General features: G+C 67.0%; 13 protein-coding genes. 7 read left to right on the top strand and 6 right to left on the bottom strand.

What is annotated here, in order from left to right; all coding sequences use genetic code 11:
• Window positions 1–73: 73 nt before the first annotated feature.
• Window positions 74–1,159 carry an NAD(P)/FAD-dependent oxidoreductase gene (locus tag ACLD0W_RS16295; protein ID WP_410308536.1) on the top strand — a complete coding sequence of 362 codons (1,086 nt, stop codon included), beginning with the start codon at window positions 74–76 and terminating at the stop codon, window positions 1,157–1,159.
• Here ACLD0W_RS16295 and ACLD0W_RS16290 read toward each other — a convergent pair.
• Genes ACLD0W_RS16290 through ACLD0W_RS16280 form a run of 3 tightly spaced genes read right to left on the bottom strand, consistent with a single transcriptional unit; the run spans window position 1,123 to window position 4,314 of the window.
• Entirely contained in the window at window positions 1,123–2,514 is a 1,392-nt protein-coding gene (locus ACLD0W_RS16290; RefSeq protein WP_410308535.1) for a sigma-54-dependent transcriptional regulator, read from the bottom strand. The two genes, ACLD0W_RS16295 and ACLD0W_RS16290, sit on opposite strands and share 37 nt — an antisense overlap.
• A gap of 2 nt (window positions 2,515–2,516) precedes the next feature.
• The gene (locus ACLD0W_RS16285; RefSeq protein WP_410308534.1) at window positions 2,517–4,064 is read right to left on the bottom strand and encodes a sensor histidine kinase; all 1,548 of its coding nucleotides are present in this window, start codon (window positions 4,062–4,064) and stop codon (window positions 2,517–2,519) included.
• A complete protein-coding gene (locus ACLD0W_RS16280) occupies window positions 4,054–4,314 on the bottom strand; it encodes a PP0621 family protein (protein ID WP_410308533.1) in 261 nt (86 codons plus the stop codon). The genes ACLD0W_RS16285 and ACLD0W_RS16280 overlap by 11 nt, the downstream gene beginning before the upstream one ends.
• Before the next feature lie 92 nt (window positions 4,315–4,406).
• On the opposite strand from ACLD0W_RS16280, the gene ACLD0W_RS16275 reads away from it, so the two are divergent.
• Window positions 4,407–6,032, top strand: a complete 1,626-nt coding sequence (locus ACLD0W_RS16275) for an NAD+ synthase (protein WP_410308532.1) — start codon at window positions 4,407–4,409, stop codon at window positions 6,030–6,032.
• On the opposite strand, the gene ACLD0W_RS16270 is transcribed toward ACLD0W_RS16275, so the two are convergent.
• Window positions 6,033–6,851 carry an outer membrane protein assembly factor BamD gene (locus ACLD0W_RS16270; RefSeq protein ID WP_410308531.1) on the bottom strand — a complete coding sequence of 273 codons (819 nt, stop codon included), beginning with the start codon at window positions 6,849–6,851 and terminating at the stop codon, window positions 6,033–6,035.
• Window positions 6,852–6,908: 57 nt separating this feature from the next.
• On the opposite strand from ACLD0W_RS16270, the gene rluD reads away from it, so the two are divergent.
• From rluD to clpB, 3 genes are all read left to right on the top strand, one after another.
• Complete coding sequence (rluD, locus tag ACLD0W_RS16265) at window positions 6,909–7,880, top strand: 23S rRNA pseudouridine(1911/1915/1917) synthase RluD (protein WP_410308530.1); 972 nt, start codon at window positions 6,909–6,911, stop codon at window positions 7,878–7,880.
• A complete protein-coding gene (pgeF, locus tag ACLD0W_RS16260; RefSeq protein ID WP_410308529.1) occupies window positions 7,877–8,626 on the top strand; it encodes a peptidoglycan editing factor PgeF in 750 nt (249 codons plus the stop codon). Before rluD ends, pgeF begins: the two co-directional genes overlap by 4 nt.
• Window positions 8,627–8,772: 146 nt before the next feature.
• Complete coding sequence (gene clpB, locus ACLD0W_RS16255) at window positions 8,773–11,361, top strand: ATP-dependent chaperone ClpB (protein ID WP_410308528.1); 2,589 nt, start codon at window positions 8,773–8,775, stop codon at window positions 11,359–11,361.
• A 69-nt stretch (window positions 11,362–11,430) separates the two neighbouring features.
• Here clpB and ACLD0W_RS16250 read toward each other — a convergent pair whose 3' ends face one another.
• On the bottom strand, window positions 11,431–12,561 hold the full coding sequence (locus tag ACLD0W_RS16250) for a sterol desaturase family protein (protein WP_410308527.1): 1,131 nt from the start codon (window positions 12,559–12,561) through the stop codon (window positions 11,431–11,433).
• Between the two features lie 6 nt (window positions 12,562–12,567).
• Window positions 12,568–13,038 (bottom strand): DUF4124 domain-containing protein, encoded by a 471-nt coding sequence (locus ACLD0W_RS16245; protein WP_410308526.1) that lies wholly within the window; start codon window positions 13,036–13,038, stop codon window positions 12,568–12,570.
• A gap of 445 nt (window positions 13,039–13,483) precedes the next feature.
• Here ACLD0W_RS16245 and ACLD0W_RS16240 point away from each other — a divergent pair, with 445 nt between their 5' ends.
• Window positions 13,484–15,208 carry an acetolactate synthase 3 large subunit gene (locus ACLD0W_RS16240; protein ID WP_410308525.1) on the top strand — a complete coding sequence of 575 codons (1,725 nt, stop codon included), beginning with the start codon at window positions 13,484–13,486 and terminating at the stop codon, window positions 15,206–15,208.
• Window positions 15,208–15,699 (top strand): acetolactate synthase small subunit, encoded by a 492-nt coding sequence (ilvN, locus tag ACLD0W_RS16235; protein ID WP_138770860.1) that lies wholly within the window; start codon window positions 15,208–15,210, stop codon window positions 15,697–15,699. Before ACLD0W_RS16240 ends, ilvN begins: the two co-directional genes overlap by 1 nt.
• Window positions 15,700–15,827: the final 128 nt, after the last annotated feature.

Genomic DNA, 15,827 nt, shown 5'->3' with positions numbered 1-15,827 from the left:
TACCGTTGCTTCCCTTCCTGTCAGCCAAACACCACACAGCACTATGGTCGATGTATTAACGGCGGATGCCCCGATGGACGACGTCCTGATTATTGGCGGAGGCATCGTCGGCTTGCTCAGCGCCCTGGCGCTGGCGGACCGGGGGCGCCGGGTGACGCTGCTGGACGCGCCACGGCGGCACCCGCCGGCGTCCTGGGCCGGCGGTGGCATTCTGTCCCCGCTCTATCACTGGCGTTATCCGGAACCCATGAACCGGCTCACCCTGGACGGTCCGCGGCGCTATCGCGACCTGGTGCGGCGGCTGGCCGGCAACGGGCTGGACCCGTCGGACCTGTGCGAAAGCGGCCTGTGGGTGGAAGCGGACGGCGCGGAGGCGGAGCGTGGCCTGGCCTGGGCGCAGGCCCATGGGCAGCGCTGCCAGGTCGCGCCGCTGAGCGCGCATCTGCCGGAGGGGCGCGCCGGCCAGGGGCTGTGGTTCCCGGAGATCGGTAACATCCGCAACCCTCGCATGCTGAAAGCGCTGCGGGCCGGGCTGCGGGATCGTGGCGTGACCCGGATCGAGGCGCGGGCCACGGCGGTGCGCCCGGGTGAGCAGGGAGGCGAGGTGCGGCTGGACAACGGCGAGCGGCGGCGGGCGTCGACCGTGCTGATCAGCGCCGGCGCCTGGAGCCCGGATCTGCTGGCGTCCCTGGGCGTGACGGTGCCGCTGTTTCCCGCCAAGGGGGAGATGCTGCTGTATCGGCTGGCGCCGGGCCAGGTGCCGGCGACCATCCTCACCGAGCAGGGTTATCTGATTCCCCGGGCCGACGGAGCGGTGCTGGCGGGCTCCACCTTGCGCAAGGATGATGCCTCCACGTCACCCACGGCGGCGGGCCGGCGAACGCTGGAAACCATGGCGGCGGGGATTCTGCCGATGCTGGCGGAGTGCCGGCCGGCCCATCACTGGGCCGGGGTGCGTCCGGGCAGCGAGCGGGACTGGCCCTGGCTGGGCGAGGTGCCGGGCACCCGGGGCGTGTTCGCGGCGGTGGGGCACCACCGCAACGGGCTGGTGTCGGCGCCGGCCAGTGCCGAACTGCTGGCGCAACTGATGTGTGGGGAAAGCCCTTTCCTGGACCCGGCGGATTACGCGTTCGTGTCGTCGTCGGCCTCGTCGTCCTGATCCAGTTCCAGCTTCTTCAGCCGGTAGCGCAGGGAGCGGAACGTCATGCCCAGCTTCTTGGCGGCGGCGGTGCGATTCCAGTGGGTGGCGTCCAGCGCGCGCAGAATTTCCTGCTTCTCGATTTCCTGCAGGTAGTCTTCCAGCGGTAGTTGCGGATGGCGGCCCGCCACCGGCCCGCTTTCCCCGGCGCCGCCACCGCCGACCGCCGGCAGATGCAGGTGCTCCGGTTCGATGCGCCGGTCCTCGCACAGGGTCATGGCGCGCTCCAGAATATTCTCCAGCTCGCGCACGTTCCCCGGGAAGTCGTAGTCACGGAGGGCCGTCATGGCGGCATCGCTGACCGCCGGCGGTGAGGTTTCCCAGGCTTCGCCGAGGCGCTTGAGCACGTGGGCCACCAGGGCGGGCACGTCCTCCGGACGCTCGCGCAGGGGCGGCACATGGGCCTCGATCACATTGAGCCGATAGTAAAGATCCTGGCGGAAGCGGCCGGCGGCCATCTCCGCGCCCAGGTCCCGGTGGGTGGCGCAAAGAATGCGCAGGTTGACCGCCACTTCCCGTGATTCGCCCACCGGACGCACGGTTTTCTCCTGGATGGCGCGCAGCAGTTTCACCTGCATGTGCAGGGGCAGGTCGGCCACTTCGTCGAGGAACAGGGTGCCGCCGTCGGCCTCGCGGAACAGGCCCTTGCGGTCCTCCACGGCGCCGGTGAAGCTGCCCTTGCGGTGGCCGAAGAACTCGCTTTCCATCAATTCGGAGGGAATGGCGCCGCAGTTGACCGCCACGAACGGCTTTTCCCGGCGTGGGCCCAAAGCGTGGATCAGCCGGGCCACCCGTTCCTTGCCGCTGCCGGACTCGCCGCTGATGTAGATCGGCGCCTGGCTGCGCGCCAACTTGCGAATCTGCTCCTTCAGGCCGCGCATGGCGGGGCCCTGGCCGATCAGGCCGTCTTCTCCGTGATCGCCGTCCTCGTCGTCGGCGGCGCGGCTGATGCCCAGGCCGTCCTCGATCAACTGACGCAGCCGGTCCAGGGCCACCGGTTTGGCGATGAAGTCGTAGGCGCCCAGTTTCATGGCCTCGGTGGCCACTTCCATATTGCCGTAGGCGGTGATCACCGCCACCGGCATCCGCGGGGCCCGGGCGGCGGCGTGGCGGATCAGTTCAAGGCCGGTGCCGTCGCCCAGATTCATGTCGGTGAGACACAGGTCGAAGGCGCCGCCGTCGAGCAGACGCCGGCCTTCGTCCAGCGATGCCGCGGCGGTGGCATCCAGCTTCATTCTTCCCAAGGTGATGACGAGCAGTTCCCGCAGGTCCGCTTCGTCATCCACTACCAAAACGCGAGGCGTGTTCTTTTTCATCGTTATTGAAACTGCCGATCCGGGTGGGCACAGGTTATCACAAAGCGCGCGCCCGGGCGGGCGGGCTCATGGTCCAGGGTGGCCTGGTTGGCCTCGCACAGCTGGCGGCAGACATACAGCCCCAGCCCGTTGCCCCGGTCGCTGGTGGTGTAGAAGGGTTCGAACAGATGAGCGGCGGCGGCCTCCGACACCCCCGGCCCGTCATCGCGCACCGCCACCCAGGGCAGGCCGGTTCGCGGGTGCTGGCCGTAGGTGACGATGACCTGGCAGGTTTCGCCGCCGTGGGCGAAGGCGTTGCCGATCAGGTTGTCCACCACCTGCAGGAACTGGCTGCGGTCGAAGCGGATCTCCAGGGTGTCGTCGCCGTGCTCGACCCGCAGCCGGTCGCCGGCGATGCCGCGCTGGTGCCAGCCGGCGGCGAGTTCCGCCAGGGCGGTGGCCACGGGGAAGCGGGCGGCTTGCCCCCGGGGGCGCCGGGACAGGTCCAGCACGTCGCTGATAATGCCGTTCACCCTCTGCACATGGTTGCGGATGATGGTCAGCAGGCGGGCGTCCTCGGCGCTGGCGCCGTCCTCGTCGAGCAGTTCGGCGGCCTGGCTGATGGCGCTCAGCGGGTTACGGATTTCATGGGCCAGGGTGGCGGACAGGCGGCCCAGGGACGCCAGATTCAACTGCTGGGCTTCCTGGGCGATGCGCGCGGTGTCTTCCAGGAACACCAGGGTCAGGGCCTCGTGGCCGGTATCCAGATCGGCGAAGCGGGCGTTCACCTCCGGCGACTGGCGGGACAGGCGCAGCGGCGCCGGCACCAGATGGGGCGCCCCCCGCCAGCGCTGGTGGCGCTCCACCAGAGCCCGGGGCAGATGCTGGCCGGCCATGGCCTGGGCGAAGTAGCCGTCCGCCGACGGGTTCGATTGCAGCACCCGGTGGTCGTCGTCGAACACCATCACGCCGGTGCGCATGCGCGCCACGATCTGCTGATTGAGCGCTTCCAGGCGCTGGATCGCCACCCGCTGGCGGGCGGCGATCACTTCGCTGCGCTCCAGGCGGCTGGCGATCTGCTGGATGATCAGCGACACCATGAAGAAGGCGATGCCGAGCAGCCCCGCTTCGGTCAGCTGGAACGGATCCCGATCGCCGGTCTGGGTGGCGAAATAGAACTGCTCGAACATGGCGGTGAGGGTGGCCAGCGCCGCGATCAGAAAGCCCAGCCGCCCGCGCAGCAGAATGTTGCCGGCGGCCACGTTGACCAGCAGCAGCACCGCCAGGCCGCCCTCCAGCCCGCCGTTGGAGTGCACCACCAAACCCAGCACCAGCACATCGATGACCAGGGCCAGGGGCTGGGCCCAGCCGGGCTTGCGCAGGGTGTGGGCGTAGTCGGCGGCGGAGGACGCCAGGGTCAGAATCAGATAAGCGGTAACGGTGGTTTCGAACAGCCACGGCAGGTGCTGCCCGATCATCCGGTCGCTCAGATAGAACGACGCCAGCAGCACCACGGCGATGACGATGCGATACAGATTGTAGATGCGCGCCGGCGTCCAGTTAGCGTTCATGCCGTTCCAGATACAGCCGCTGGTGCTCCTGGCTGCAGAACGTCAGATGCCGATGCAAAAAGGCTTCGCCTTCCGGCACGTGCACGCCGCATTGATGGCATTTGACCATGCGCTCGCTGCGTGGCGGCGCGTCGGCGCGCCGCCGTCCATGATCGCCCGGGCCGCCGCCGGACGCGCGCAGCAGGCGCTTGACCAGCAGCCAGCCGAAATACACCACCGCCGCCAGAATCAGCAGCCGAATCAACCCCATATGGATCTCCCCTGGTGCCCGACCGGCTCTCATCTGTGAAGGGCGGGCGGCTACAGAGTACAATCACCGCTCCACGGAGAAAAGGCGGTACTATGCGACTCGTAATGGCCCAGCGGAACCCGCTGGTCGGCGACATCGAAGGCAACGCGCGGGCGGTGGTGAGCGCCACCCGGGAAGCACGCAACCTGCTGGGCGCGGAGCTGGTGGTGTTCCCCGAGTTGATGCTGACCGGGTATCCCCCGGAGGATCTGCTGCTGCGCCCCAGCCTCAATACCCGCATCGACGAGGCGCTGGCCGCCATCGGCGCGGAGATCGAGGTGCCGGTGGTGATCGGCTATCCGGCGGTGCGCAACGGCGTGCGCCGCAACGCCGCCGGCGTGCTGTTCCCCGGCGACAGCCGGCCCCGCCACGAGTACTTCAAGCAATGCCTGCCCAATTACCGGGTGTTCGACGAGAAGCGCTATTTCCAGGCCGGCGATCAGGCCTGCGTGTTCGAGCTGGGCGGCGAGCGGCTGGCGCTCACCATCTGCGAGGACATCTGGTTCCCGCAGCCGGCGGCGCGCGCCGCCGAGGCCGGCGCCACCTGCGTGCTCAACCTGAACGCGTCCCCGTTTCGCGCCGGCAAGCAGGACGAACGCATCGAGCAGGTGCAGGCCCGCGCCCGGGAAACCGGCCTGCCGGTGCTGTACTGCAATCTGATCGGTGGCCAGGACGAGCTGGTGTTCGACGGGGCCTCCTTCGTGGTCGACAGCGACGGCCGGCTGCAGGTGCAGGGCGCCAGCTTCGAGGAGGCCCTGGTGCCGGTGGATCTGGCCCACGAAAGCGGCGGCCTGACGCCGCGCGGCGAGATGCTGCCGTTACCGGAGGCCGACGAAAGTCTGTACCGGGCTCTGGTGCTGGCCACCCGCGACTACGTGAACAAAAACGGCTTCAAGGGCGCGCTGCTGGGCCTGTCCGGCGGCATCGATTCGGCGCTGACCCTGGCGGTGGCGGTGGACGCGCTGGGCCCGGAACGGGTGGAAGCGGTGATGATGCCGTTCCGCTATACCGCGCAAATGAGCATGGAGGACGCGGAGCAGCAGGCCCGTGCCCTGCGGGTGCACTACCGGGTGCTGCCCATCGAATCCGCCTTCAATGGTTTCATGGAGATTCTCGAGGAACCGTTCGCCGGTCTGGCCACCGACACCACCGAGGAAAACCTGCAGGCCCGCTGTCGCGGCGTGCTGCTGATGGCGTTGTCCAATAAAGGCGGGTCGGTGGTGCTCACCACCGGCAACAAGAGCGAGATGGCGGTGGGCTACGCCACCCTGTACGGCGACATGGCCGGCGGCTTCTCGGTGCTCAAGGACGTCTTCAAAACCTCGGTGTACCGCATCGCCCGCTGGCGTAATCAGAAGGCCGGCAGCGAGATCATTCCGGAGCGGGTGATTACCCGGCCGCCGTCGGCGGAGCTGGCGCCGGATCAGGTGGACGCGGATTCACTGCCCGGCTACGACGAGCTGGACGCCATCCTGGAACGCTATGTGGAACAGGACATGAGCGCGGAAGCGGTGATTCGCGATGGCTTTGACCGGGAGACCGTGTACCGGGTGGTCAAGCTCACCGACCGCAACGAGTACAAGCGCCGCCAGGCGGCGGTGGGGCCCCGGGTCAGCCGCCGCGCCTTTGGCAAGGACCGGCGTTACCCGATCACCAACGGCTGGCGGCCCGGGGACTGATCAGAGCAGGTCGAAGGTCAGCAGGCTCAGCAGGCCCTTGCCCTCGCGGGGCCACCAGGCCAGGTCCACCTGACCGTCGTCGTCCAGGTACTCGCTGTCCGGGTAGTTCTCCTGCAGCACGCGCCGGCTCTTGGCGGCCAGTTCCGGCTGGTCCAGGCGTTCGTAACCGGCGGTCATCACCGCCAGAGCCTCCGGCACCAGCGGCGTGCGCTGATAATGCTGCACCACGTACTGGGCCCGGTTGATGGCGGCGATGTAGGCGCCACGACGGGCGTAGTAGCGGGCCACGTGCAGCTCGTGGCGGGCCATTTCATTGCGGATGAACACCATGCGGGTGCGCGCGTCCGGCGCGTACTCGCTGTCCGGGAAGCGCGTAACCAGCCGCTCGAAGTCCTCGAAGGAGTCGGTGGCGGAGGTCAGATCGCGGGCGGATTTGTCCGTGGTCATGAAGGAGTCGAAGAAGCTGCGCTCCATGTAGAAATTGGCCAGCCCGCGCATGTACAGCGCGTAGTCCAGGCTCGGATGGGCCGGGTAGCTGCGCATGAAGCGCTGGGCGGCGACCACCGTTTCCGGGTATTCCTGGGACCGGAAGTGGGCATAGATCAGGTCCAGCTGCGCCTGTTCGGCGTAGCGGCCATAGGGAAAGCGGGCCTCCAGTTCCTTAAGCCGGTCGATGGCGGTCAGGTAGTTGTTGGAGTCCATGGCGCTCTGCGCCTCGCGATACTGGGCGGCCTCGGTGCGTTCCGGGCTTTCCTCCGGCTTGCTGGCGCAGGCGCCCAACAACAGGGCGGCCAGCAGCGGCCATATCAGTCTCGGCATTTTTTCCTCGGTACGACGGGGTACAATGGTGCGCCTATTGTAATCACAGGTCGGACTATGGGACATCTTGGCGGCGAGAAAATTCAGCGCACCGAGCAGGTGAGCGAGCAGTACGCCGGGTCAAGGCTGGATCAGGCCGCCGCCGAATTGTTCGACGGCTTCTCCCGATCACGGCTGCAGGGCTGGATCAAGGACGGTGTGCTCACCGTCAACGGCCACCCGGCGCGGCCCAAGGACAAGCTGCTGGGCGGTGAGGCCCTGACCCTGGCGGTGGAGTTGGAACCGGAGATCGACGACCGGCCCCAGGCCATCGAACTGCCGGTGGTCTATGAGGACGAGGACCTGATGGTGATCAACAAGCCGTCCGGTCTGGTGGTGCACCCGGCCGCCGGCCATGCCGACGGCACCCTGCTCAACGGCCTGCTGCACCTGGACCAGCGTCTTTCCGGGCTGCCCCGGGCCGGCATCGTGCACCGGCTGGACCGGGACACCACCGGCCTGATGGTGGTGGCGCGCTCGGTGGAGGCGCACACCGGCCTGGTGGCCCAGCTCCAGGACAAGAGCCTGTACCGCGAGTACGAAGCGGTGGCGGTGGGGGTGATGACCGGCGGCGGTACCGTGGACGCGCCCATGGGGCGCCACCCGGTGGACCGTAAACGGCAGGCGGTGCTGGAGCACGGCGGCAAGAACGCGGTCACCCACTATCGGGTGCTGGACCGCTACCGGGCCCACACCCGGGTGCAGGTGCGCCTGGAAACCGGCCGCACCCACCAGATCCGCGTGCACCTGGCCCACCGCCGTTACCCGCTGGTGGGCGATCCCCTGTACGGTGGGCGTCTGAAGCTGCCCGCCGGCGCCAGCGAACAGCTGCGCGAGACCCTGCGCCGCTTCCCCCGCCAGGCCCTGCACGCCAGAAAACTGGGGCTGGTGCACCCGGCCAGCGGCGAATACCTGGAATTCGAGGCACCCCTGCCGGCGGATTTCCAAGCACTGATCCAGGCCCTGGAGGCGGATCGGGAGACCCCATGACCCTGCCCGACATCAGCCAGTGGCTGCACCCGGAGTGGCGCCCCCACCCCCGGGTGCGCACCCTGGTCACCACCCGGCTGGGGCGGCATTCGCCGCCGCCCTGGCACGGCTTTAACCTGGGCATGAACTGCGGTGACGAACCGGACCGGGTGGAGCAGGCCCGCCGCCACCTGCACAAGCTGCTGGGCACCGACCATCCGCCGGCCTGGCTGCGCCAGGTGCACGGGGACCGGCTGATCGCCGCCGGCGACCCGGACAACCAGGCCGACGGCGTCTGGACCGGCCAGGCCGGCTGGCCCTGCGCGGTGCTCACCGCGGACTGCCTGCCGGTGCTGCTGGCGCGCGCCGACGGCAGCGCGGTGGCGGCGGTGCACGCCGGCTGGCGCGGGCTGCATGCCGGCATTCTGGCGCGGGCGGCGGCCACGCTGGCTCCGACTGGGCAGGCGCTGTCCGCCTGGCTGGGGCCGGCGATTTCCGCCCGCGCCTATCAGGTGGGGGAGGACGTGCACCGGGCCTTCCTCAATCTGGGGCCGGAGTACGGCGGCGCCTTCCAGCACGACAGCCAGCCTGGCCATTGGCGGTTTTCCCTGACCCATGCCGCCACCCTGGCCCTCAACGCCGCCGGCGTGGACGATATCGCCGGCGGTGACCATTGCACCGCGTCGGACCTTCGCCATTTTTATTCCTACCGGGCCGAAGGCCAGACCGGACGCTTCGCCAGTCTGATCTGGCTGGCGCCCGCCTGATCGCTTTTGACGCCGATCAATATCTCGCCGTCCCGCCTCTTGAAACCTTCACGGAAGACCGCATTTTAAGATCAGTTTTTGAACAGTCGGTCGAGGGCCGGCCGCCGATCTCGGGGCCGCCCCGGCGCGCAAGAGGAGTACACGCAATGAGAATGGACAAACTGACGTCCCGGCTTCAGGAAGCCATCGGCGAAGCCCAGTCCCTGGCGGTGGGGCAGAGCCACGCGGCCATCGAGCCGGTGCATCTGCTGCTGGCGCTGCTGCAGCAACAGGGCGGCGTGGCCGCGCCGTTGCTGGAAAAGACCGGCGCCCGGCCGGCGGACGTGATCACCGCCCTGAAAATGGCCCTGGACAAGCTGCCCACCGTGGGTCAGTTCACCGGCGACGTGCAGCTGTCGCAGAACCTGGCGCGGCTGTTGAACCTGGCGGACCGGGAGGCGCAGCAGCGCGGCGACCAGTACATCTCCACCGAGGCGGTGCTGCTGGCGGCCTGCGAGGACACCGGCGAGGTCGGCAAGCTGATGAAGAACGCCGGCGTCAAAAAGAAGGTGCTGGCGGACAAAATCCAGGAAGTGCGCGGTGGGGAGTCGGTCAACGACCCCAACGCCGAGGACAAGATGGAAGCCCTTAAGAAATACACCACCGATCTCACCGAGCGGGCGGAAAGCGGCAAGCTGGATCCGGTGATCGGCCGGGACGACGAAATCCGCCGTACCATCCAGGTGCTGCAGCGCCGCACCAAGAACAACCCGGTGCTGATCGGCGAGCCCGGCGTGGGCAAGACCGCCATTGTCGAGGGGTTGGCCCAGCGCATCGTCAACGGCGAGGTGCCGGAAGGACTCAAGGACAAGCGCGTGCTGTCCCTGGACATGGCCGCCCTGATCGCCGGCGCCAAATACCGGGGCGAGTTCGAGGAACGCCTCAAGGCGGTGCTCAACGAGCTGTCCAAGCAGGAAGGCCGCATCATTCTGTTTATCGATGAGCTGCACACCATGGTCGGCGCCGGCAAGGCGGACGGTGCCATGGACGCGGGCAATATGCTCAAGCCGGCCCTGGCCCGCGGCGAGCTGCACTGCGTGGGCGCCACCACCCTGGACGAGTACCGGCAGCACATCGAGAAGGACGCGGCCCTGGAGCGGCGCTTCCAGAAAGTGCTGGTGGACGAACCCTCGGTGGAGGACACCATCGCCATCCTCCGTGGCCTCAAGGAGCGCTACGAGGTGCACCACGGCGTGGACATCACCGACGGCGCCATCATCGCCGCCGCCAAGCTCAGCCACCGCTACATCACCGACCGGCAGCTGCCGGACAAGGCCATCGACCTGGTGGACGAGGCGGCCAGCCGCATCCGCATGGAGATCGACTCCAAGCCCGAGGAAATGGACCGGCTGGACCGGCGCCTGATCCAGCTGAAGATGGAGCGCGAGGCCCTGCGTAAGGAGTCCGACGACGCCAGCCGCAAGCGCCTGGAAAAACTGGAAGAGGACATCGACGGCCTGGAGAAGGAATACGCCGATCTGGAGGAAATCTGGAACGCCGAAAAGGCGGCCCTGCAGGGCGCCCAGCAGTACAAGGCGGAACTGGAGCAGGCCCGGGTGGACATGGAGCAGGCGCGCCGCGCCGGCGACCTGAACCGCATGTCCGAGCTGCAGTACGGCGTGATCCCGGACCTGGAAACCAAGGTGCGCCAGGCCCAGGAGCGCGAGGAAGCCGCCGGCCCGGTGGAAACCAAGCTGCTGCGTAACAAGGTCTCCGAGGAGGAGGTCGCCGAGGTGGTCTCCAAATGGACCGGCATTCCGGTGTCGAAGATGCTGGAAGGCGAGCGCGACAAACTGCTGCGCATGGAAGACGAGCTGCACAAGCGGGTGATCGGCCAGGACGAGGCGGTCACCGCCGTGGCCAACGCGGTGCGTCGCTCCCGGGCCGGCCTGGCCGACCCCAACCGGCCCAACGGTAGCTTCCTGTTCCTGGGCCCCACCGGGGTGGGCAAGACCGAGCTGTGCAAGGCGCTGGCCGGCTTCCTGTTCGACACCGAGGAAGCCATGGTGCGCATCGACATGTCCGAGTTCATGGAGAAACACTCCGTGGCCCGGCTGATCGGCGCGCCCCCGGGCTACGTGGGCTACGAGGAGGGCGGTTATCTGACCGAGGCGGTGCGCCGCAAGCCCTACTCGGTGGTGCTGCTGGATGAGGTGGAAAAAGCCCACCCGGACGTGTTCAACGTGCTGCTTCAGGTGCTGGAGGACGGCCGCCTTACCGACGGCCAGGGTCGCACCGTGGACTTCCGCAACACGGTGGTGGTGATGACCTCCAACCTGGGCTCGGATCTGATCCAGCGTCTCGCCGGCGACAACAACTACGAAGCCATGAAGGACGCGGTCATGGAGGTGGTGGCCACTCACTTCCGCCCGGAGTTCATCAACCGGGTGGACGAGACGGTGGTGTTCCACCCGCTTGGCCAGGGCCAGCTCAAGGGCATCGCCGCCATCCAGCTGGACTACCTGCGCAAACGTCTGGTGGAGCGCGAGATGGGCCTGGAACTGTCCGACGCGGCCCTGGACAAGCTGGTGGAAGCGGGTTTCGACCCGGTCTACGGCGCCCGGCCGCTGAAAAGGGCGATTCAGTCCCAGCTGGAGAACCCGCTGGCCCAGGCGTTGCTCAAGGGCGAGTTTGTCCCGGGCGACACCATCCGGGTGGACGTGGTCGACGGCAAGCTGAGCTTTACCAAAGCCTGAGGTGCCGCTTCCGGCGGCATCCTGTAAAGGCCGGGTTCGCCCGGCCTTTTTCTTTTATTGCTCCTGCCTTTATTGCTGTTTGCGATCGCGGCGGAACGGGAACGAGAACTGCCGCACCACCCCTTCCGGCACCCGCGTGCTGACCCGGGTGCCGTAGCGGGCGGCCAGCCGGTCCGGCATGAACAGGGTGCCGAACAGCTTGTCGTAGACCGGCAGGAAGGCGGCGTAATTCTTGTCCACCGCCTCATCCTCGGAAGAGTGGTGCCAGTGATGAAACTCCGGAGTGGCGATCAGCCAGCGCACCACCGGGAAGCGGAAGCGCACATTGGCGTGGATAAAAATGGCATGGGAGGAGATGAACACCAGGTAGGCGTACACCGCCGACGGCGCGAAGCCGAACAGAAAAATCGGCAGGTAGCCGGCGAAGCGGTTGGCGATGATCTCCACCAGATGCAGTCTGGAAGAGGCCATCCAGTCCAGTTGCTCGCTGGAATGATGCACGGCGTGGAACTTCCACAGCCAGGGCACCTCGTGGAAGGCCCGGTGGATCCAGTAGCTGGCCAGATCCACCACCACCAGGATTTCAATGAACTGCAGCCACAACGGCTGCGCCGCCACCCATTGCTGGAAACCCACGTGCACGTGGTCGTGCAGGAACACCTGGATCGGGATCACGGTGAAGAAGCTGATCAGCTGCACGCCCACATGGCTGAACAGAAAGTACTTCATATCGGTGATCCAGCCCCGGCGTAGCACCCGCTGATCCCGGTCCTTGGGATACAGCCGCTCCAGGGGGATGAACACCAGCGCCAGCACCAGCAGGGTCAGCACGAAGTAGTCCAGCCCGGCGTACAGGCTGCGCCCCTCCACCGCCGGCACATTGAGGCGCCCGGAGCCGAGCAGGGCGGCCATGCAGGCCAGCACCATGCCCGCCAGACCGTAGCGGGCATCCGGGTGGCGCCAGACACTGACCAGGCCGGCCAGGAACGCGATGCCGATGCCCGCGAACAGGATTCCACGCAGCAACCCGGCGTTATAGAAACCACGGAATTCCGGGGTGGTGAACCATTGGGGAAACAGGAAGCAGAAGCTGGTCAGCAGCGCCAGGCTGCCCAGGGCCACCGCCAGGGTGGCGCTGATCCGGCCCTGGCCGGGGCTCAGGTCCACGTCTTCGAAGCGCTCGCGCAGATATCGACTCATGGCGGTTTACGGTGCCTGGCGACCGTCGCAGAACGCCACCGCGGCGCGGGTGCGTTCCAGCATTTGCGCGCGGCGTTCCTGGTCGATCACTTCCATCTCGCCGCTGTCCGGGTTTTTGACCCGCACCACCGGCTTGTTCCGCAGGGTCTCCAGATTGCGGCGGTACTGCTCGCACTCTTCCTGCCGGACCTGGTCGGGCTGATCCGCCGCTCTCTGCTGGCGGGCCTGGCGCTGCCGCTCCGCCTCGTTGGCGCGGGCTTCCGCCTCGCGCTGCTCGCGCAGGCGTTCCAGGGCCTCGGGCTGGTCGGAGCTGGCGGACTGGCGGGTGCGCACCTCCTCGGCGGAGGTGCCCCGCGGCGGTTGGGTGTCGTAGTGGGTGACGCCGTTTTCATCAACCCATTTGTAGTATTTGGCCCCCAGGGCCGGCGCGGTCAGCGCCACCAGGACGGCGACGAGCAATGCACGGGTGGTGTTCATGGTGGACGGTCCCCTCGAAAAACCCCTTCGGATGCCCGGGGCAGAATGCCCCCGGGGCCCGTTATTGTGCAACCGAAGCGCCCCGCGGGGGTTTGAAAACGGCCGCATTTCTGACAATATTAAGCCCTTTCCGGAGATCGGAACCCGCAGACGCTTACCGGCGCCTGTGTGGCCGGGACCCGGGGCGTCGTTACCGCGGCGTCCTAACGCAGCATCTACTGCACGCTTGTCCCGCCGTTGGAATCTCTTGGGGTTCTGCGCGGCCAGGCGCTCCCCTCCGAGCTTCCCGACCTGTGTCCGCCGTCGGCCACCTCCACGCGGACCCGGAACGCCCAAGTACGGCGTTCTCCCCGCAGGTTATGGGGTACCTGACGTACCCAGGCAACACTCCCGTTCCGCCGCTCGCCGGCGGAGTGAATGCTATTTGTGATTCGAGGTAACCAACGTGGAAATGTTATCCGGCGCGGAAATGGTGGTCCGCGCTCTGCAGGACGAGGGGGTGGAGTACATCTTCGGCTATCCCGGAGGGGCTGTACTGCACATTTACGACGCGCTGTTCCAGCAGGACACGGTCAACCATATTCTGGTGCGCCATGAGCAGGCGGCCACCCACGCCGCCGACGGCTACGCCCGCGCCACCGGCAAGCCCGGCGTGGTGCTGGTGACCTCCGGCCCCGGCGCCACCAATGCCATCACCGGCATCGCCACCGCCTTCATGGATTCCATTCCCATGGTGGTGCTGTCCGGTCAGGTCCGTTCCGACTGGATCGGCGACGACGCCTTCCAGGAAACCGACATGGTGGGCCTGTCCCGGCCGATCGTGAAGCACAGCTTCATGGTGCGTGATCCGCGTCAGATTCCGGACATGATCAAGAAGGCGTTCTACATCGCCAACACCGGCCGGCCCGGCCCGGTGCTGGTGGATATTCCCAAGGACCACACGGCGCCGCACAACACCTTCCCGTACGAGTACCCGAAGAAGGTGAAGATGCGCTCCTACGCGCCGGTGACCCGCGGCCATTCCGGTCAGATCCGCAAGGCCGTGGACGAGCTGCTCAAGGCCAAGCGCCCGGTGATCTACGCCGGGGGCGGCGTGGTGCAGGGCGAAGCCAGCCCGGCGCTCACCGCCCTGGCGCGCAAGCTCAACTTCCCGGTGACCAACACCCTGATGGGGCTGGGCGCCTACCCGGGCTCCGATGAGCAGTTCCTGGGCATGCTCGGCATGCACGGCACCTACGAAGCCAACATGGCGATGCACAACGCGGACGTGATTCTGGTGGCCGGTGCCCGTCTGGACGACCGCGTCACCAATGACGCCCGGAAATTCTGCCCCGGCGCCAAGATCATCCATATCGACATCGACCCGGCCAGCATCTCCAAGAACGTGGCCGCGCACATTCCCATCGTCGGCCCGGTCAAGCAGGTGCTGGAAGAGATGCAGGCCATGCTCGACGAGCAGAGCGAGGTGGGCACCGACACCAAGAGCCTGGAGCGCTGGTGGCAAGAAATCGCCGGCTGGCGGAAAGTGCACGGCCTGCGCTACGAGACCAACGAGCAGGGCCCGATGAAACCGCAGCAGGTGGTGCAGGCGCTCTACAAGGCCACCAAGGGGGAGGCCTATGTCACCTCCGATGTGGGCCAGCACCAGATGTTCGCCGCCCAGCACTACCTGTACGACCGCCCCCGCCAGTGGATCAATTCCGGTGGTCTGGGGACCATGGGTTTCGGTCTGCCGGCGGCCATGGGCGTGCAGTTCGCCCATCCCGACGCGGTGGTGGCCTGTGTCACCGGCGAAGGCTCCATCCAGATGAACATCCAGGAGCTGTCCACCTGTCTGCAGTACGGTCTGCCGATCAAGATCATCAACATCAATAACCAGGCCCTGGGCATGGTGCGGCAGTGGCAGGACATGCAGTACGGCGGTCGTCACAGCCAGTCCTACATGGAATCGCTGCCGGACTTCGTCAAGCTGGCCGAGTCCTACGGTCACGTGGGCATGCTGGTGGAGAAGTTCGAGGATCTGGACGGCGCCATGGAGGAAGCCTTCGCGCTGAAGGATCGCCTGGTGTTCATGGACATCTATGTGGATCCCACCGAGCACGTGTACCCGATGCATATCGCCGACGGGTCCATGCGTGACATGTGGCTGAGCAAGACGGAGCGGACCTGATGCGACGTATCATTTCGATTCTGATGGAAAACGAGCCCGGCGCCCTGTCCCGGGTGGTAGGTCTGTTCTCCCAGCGCGGCTACAACATCGAAACCCTGACGGTGGCGCCCACCGAGGACGAGACCCTGTCGCGCCTGACCATGACCACCACCGGCGACGAGAAGAAGATCGAGCAGATCACCAAGCACCTCAACAAGCTGATCGAGGTGGTGAAACTGGTGGATCTCACCGAAGGCGCCCACATCGAGCGTGAAATCATGCTCATGAAGGTGAAAGCCACCGGTGCCCAGCGCGCCGAGGTGAAACGCACGGTGGATATCTTCCGCGGCCAGATCGTGGACGTCACGGCCACCGTTTACACGGTGCAGCTCACCGGCACCACGGACAAGCTGGAGGCGTTCATCGCCGCCATCGGCGAGACCCAGGTGCTGGAAGTGGTTCGCTCCGGGGTGTCCGGTATCTCCCGTGGCGAGAAGGTGCTCAGTCTCTGAGCCCTTTCCGGCGTACCCCGCCCGGTCCGCCGGGCGTGCCATCCTTCGACGAACCCTGCCCCGTGCGGGGTTCGTCGTATCTGGCTACAATGCATCCTCCCGCGCGGGGGGAGACAAAAGGATTCAGT

This window comes from Alloalcanivorax sp. C16-1 (genome assembly GCF_046507805.1).
Lineage (GTDB): Bacteria > Pseudomonadota > Gammaproteobacteria > Pseudomonadales > Alcanivoracaceae > Alloalcanivorax.
The sequence above is the reverse complement of the archived record's forward strand: the minus strand, read 5'-3'. Positions and strand labels throughout refer to the sequence as shown.

Excerpts from the sequence above, each read along its gene's own strand:
- ACLD0W_RS16295 (WP_410308536.1), top strand. The coding sequence starts at position 74 with ATGGACGACGTCCTGATTATTGGCGGAGGCATCGTCGGCTTGCTCAGC.
- ACLD0W_RS16290 (WP_410308535.1), bottom strand. The coding sequence starts at position 2,514 with ATGAAAAAGAACACGCCTCGCGTTTTGGTAGTGGATGACGAAGCGGAC.
- ACLD0W_RS16285 (WP_410308534.1), bottom strand. The coding sequence starts at position 4,064 with ATGAACGCTAACTGGACGCCGGCGCGCATCTACAATCTGTATCGCATC.
- ACLD0W_RS16280 (WP_410308533.1), bottom strand. The coding sequence starts at position 4,314 with ATGGGGTTGATTCGGCTGCTGATTCTGGCGGCGGTGGTGTATTTCGGC.
- ACLD0W_RS16275 (WP_410308532.1), top strand. The coding sequence starts at position 4,407 with ATGCGACTCGTAATGGCCCAGCGGAACCCGCTGGTCGGCGACATCGAA.
- ACLD0W_RS16270 (WP_410308531.1), bottom strand. The coding sequence starts at position 6,851 with ATGCCGAGACTGATATGGCCGCTGCTGGCCGCCCTGTTGTTGGGCGCC.
- rluD (WP_410308530.1), top strand. The coding sequence starts at position 6,909 with ATGGGACATCTTGGCGGCGAGAAAATTCAGCGCACCGAGCAGGTGAGC.
- pgeF (WP_410308529.1), top strand. The coding sequence starts at position 7,877 with ATGACCCTGCCCGACATCAGCCAGTGGCTGCACCCGGAGTGGCGCCCC.
- clpB (WP_410308528.1), top strand. The coding sequence starts at position 8,773 with ATGAGAATGGACAAACTGACGTCCCGGCTTCAGGAAGCCATCGGCGAA.
- ACLD0W_RS16250 (WP_410308527.1), bottom strand. The coding sequence starts at position 12,561 with ATGAGTCGATATCTGCGCGAGCGCTTCGAAGACGTGGACCTGAGCCCC.
- ACLD0W_RS16245 (WP_410308526.1), bottom strand. The coding sequence starts at position 13,038 with ATGAACACCACCCGTGCATTGCTCGTCGCCGTCCTGGTGGCGCTGACC.
- ilvN (WP_138770860.1), top strand. The coding sequence starts at position 15,208 with ATGCGACGTATCATTTCGATTCTGATGGAAAACGAGCCCGGCGCCCTG.